The sequence below is a fragment of the Acinetobacter sp. WU_MDCI_Abxc222 genome (assembly GCF_025514755.1).
GTDB classification, from domain to species: Bacteria; Pseudomonadota; Gammaproteobacteria; order Pseudomonadales; family Moraxellaceae; genus Acinetobacter; species Acinetobacter geminorum.
In genome coordinates, this window is the sequence record NZ_JAHPVG010000024.1 from 1 (window position 1) to 3,039 (window position 3,039).

Annotated in this window: 1 rRNA gene; it reads right to left on the bottom strand. The window is 49.8% G+C overall.

The annotated features are described in order from the left end of the window. Window positions 1-92: 92 nt before the first annotated feature. Window positions 93-2,983 (bottom strand): 23S ribosomal RNA (locus KTJ10_RS17920). Window positions 2,984-3,039 lie beyond the last annotated feature (56 nt).

Here is a 3,039-nt window from a genome sequence, read left to right on the forward strand (position 1 = left end):
TTGTTCATTTTAACTAAGCATTCAACTAAATCAAGTTGCTTTGCATGTTTATGAATCGATTGATGCTTCATATACAACTGCTTGGGTGTTGTATAGTCAAGCCTCACGAGCAATTAGTATTGGTCAGCTTCACATATCACTATGCTTCCACATCCAACCTATCAACGTCCTAGTCTCGAACGGCTCTTTAGAGGAATAAATTCCTAGGGAAATCTTATCTTGAGGTAGGCTTCCCGCTTAGATGCTTTCAGCGGTTATCCCTTCCGAACATAGCTACCCGGCGATGCGACTGGCGTCACAACCGGTACACCAGAGGTTCGTCCACTCTGGTCCTCTCGTACTAGGAGCAGATCCTCTCAAATTTCCAGCGCCCACGGTAGATAGGGACCGAACTGTCTCACGACGTTCTAAACCCAGCTCGCGTACCTCTTTAAATGGCGAACAGCCATACCCTTGGGACCTGCTTCAGCCCCAGGATGAGATGAGCCGACATCGAGGTGCCAAACACCGCCGTCGATATGAACTCTTGGGCGGTATCAGCCTGTTATCCCCAGAGTACCTTTTATCCGTTGAGCGATGGCCCTTCCATACAGAACCACCGGATCACTAAGACCTACTTTCGTACCTGCTCGACTTGTGGGTCTCGCAGTTAAGCGCGCTTTTGCCTTTATACTCTACGCGTGATTTCCGACCACGCTGAGCGCACCTTCGTACTCCTCCGTTACTCTTTAGGAGGAGACCGCCCCAGTCAAACTACCCACCAGACACGGTCCTCGTCCCGGATAACGGGACAGAGTTAGAACCTCAACATTACCAGGGTGGTATTTCAAGGACGGCTCCATTGGAACTAGCGTTCCAACTTCAAAGCCTCCCACCTATCCTACACAAGTAAGGTCAAAGTTCAGTGTCAAGCTGCAGTAAAGGTTCACGGGGTCTTTCCGTCTAGCCGCGGGTACACTGCATCTTCACAGCGATTTCGATTTCACTGAGCCTCTGCTGGAGACAGCGCCGCCATCATTATGCCATTCGTGCAGGTCGGAACTTACCCGACAAGGAATTTCGCTACCTTAGGACCGTTATAGTTACGGCCGCCGTTTACTGGGGCTTCGATCAAGAGCTTCGCTTACGCTAACCCCATCAATTAACCTTCCAGCACCGGGCAGGCATCACACCCTATACGTCCACTTTCGTGTTTGCAGAGTGCTATGTTTTTAATAAACAGTTGCAGCGGCCTGGTTTCTGCGGCTGTCGTCAGCTCAGGAAGCAAGTTCCATCACCAACAACAGCGTACCTTCTCCCGAAGTTACGGTACCATTTTGCCTAGTTCCTTCAGCAGAGTTCTCTCAAGCGCCTTGGTCTACTCGACCTGACCACCTGTGTCGGTTTCGGGTACGATTCCTGTGTAACTGAAGCTTAGAGACTTTTCCTGGAAGCATGGTATCAGCCACTTCACTGTACAAGTACAGCTTGCTATCGGATCTCAGTATAGAGTACCCCGGATTTGCCTAAGATACATACCTACATCCTTCCACCTGGACAACCAACGCCAGGCTGACTTAACCTTCTCCGTCCTCTCATCGCATTACACAGAAGTATTGGAATATTAACCAATTTCCCATCGACTACGCCTTTCGGCCTCGCCTTAGGGGTCGACTCACCCAGCCCCGATTAACGTTGGACTGGAACCCTTGGTCTTTCGGCGAACGGGTTTTTCACCCGTTTTGTCGTTACTCACGTCAGCATTCGCACTTCTGATACCTCCAGCATACTTCTCAATACACCTTCATCGGCTTACAGAACGCTCCCCTACCACTTGACTAATGTCAAATCCGCAGCTTCGGCACATAGTTTTAGCCCCGTTACATCTTCCGCGCAGGCCGACTCGACTAGTGAGCTATTACGCTTTCTTTAAAGGGTGGCTGCTTCTAAGCCAACCTCCTAGCTGTCTATGCCTTCCCACATCGTTTCCCACTTAACTATGATTTTGGGGCCTTAGCTGGCGGTCTGGATTGTTTTCCTCTTGACTACGGACGTTAGCACCCGCAGTCTGTCTCCCGGATAGTACTCATAGGTATTCGGAGTTTGCATCGGTTTGGTAAGTCGGGATGACCCCCTAGCCGAAACAGTGCTCTACCCCCTATGGTATTCGTCCGAGGCGCTACCTAAATAGCTTTCGGGGAGAACCAGCTATCACCAGGCTTGATTAGCCTTTCACCCCTATCCACAAGTCATCCCCTGGCTTTTCAACGACAGTGGGTTCGGTCCTCCAGTTAGTGTTACCCAACCTTCAACCTGCTCATGGATAGATCGCCTGGTTTCGGGTCTATACCCAGCAACTAAACGCCCTATTAAGACTCGATTTCTCTACGGCTCCCCTATACGGTTAACCTCGCTACTGAATATAAGTCGCTGACCCATTATACAAAAGGTACGCAGTCACACCACGAAGGTGCTCCCACTGCTTGTATGCATGCGGTTTCAGGATCTATTTCACTCCCCTCACAGGGGTTCTTTTCGCCTTTCCCTCACGGTACTGGTTCACTATCGGTCAGTCAGGAGTATTTAGCCTTGGAGGATGGTCCCCCCATATTCAGACAAGGTTTCACGTGCCTCGCCCTACTCGTCATCATTATGTGTGCCCTTTCGTGTACGGGAATATCACCCTCTACGTTCGCACTTCCCAGAGCGTTCCACTAAAACACACATAACTTAATGGGCTGATCCCCGTTCGCTCGCCGCTACTGAGGGAATCTCAATTGATTTCTTTTCCTAAGGGTACTGAGATGTTTCACTTCCCCTCGTTCGCCTTGCAACACTATGTATTCATGTTGCAATACCTACCTTAAAGTAGGTGGGTTCCCCCATTCAGAAATCTCCGGATCAAAGGATATTTGCCGCCTCCCCGGAGCTTTTCGCAGGCTATCACGTCTTTCATCGCCTCTGACTGCCAAGGCATCCACCACATGCACTTAATTACTTGACTATACAACCCCAAACAGTCGATGTTACCTACAAGTTAGTAACTTCAACATTTCAGTT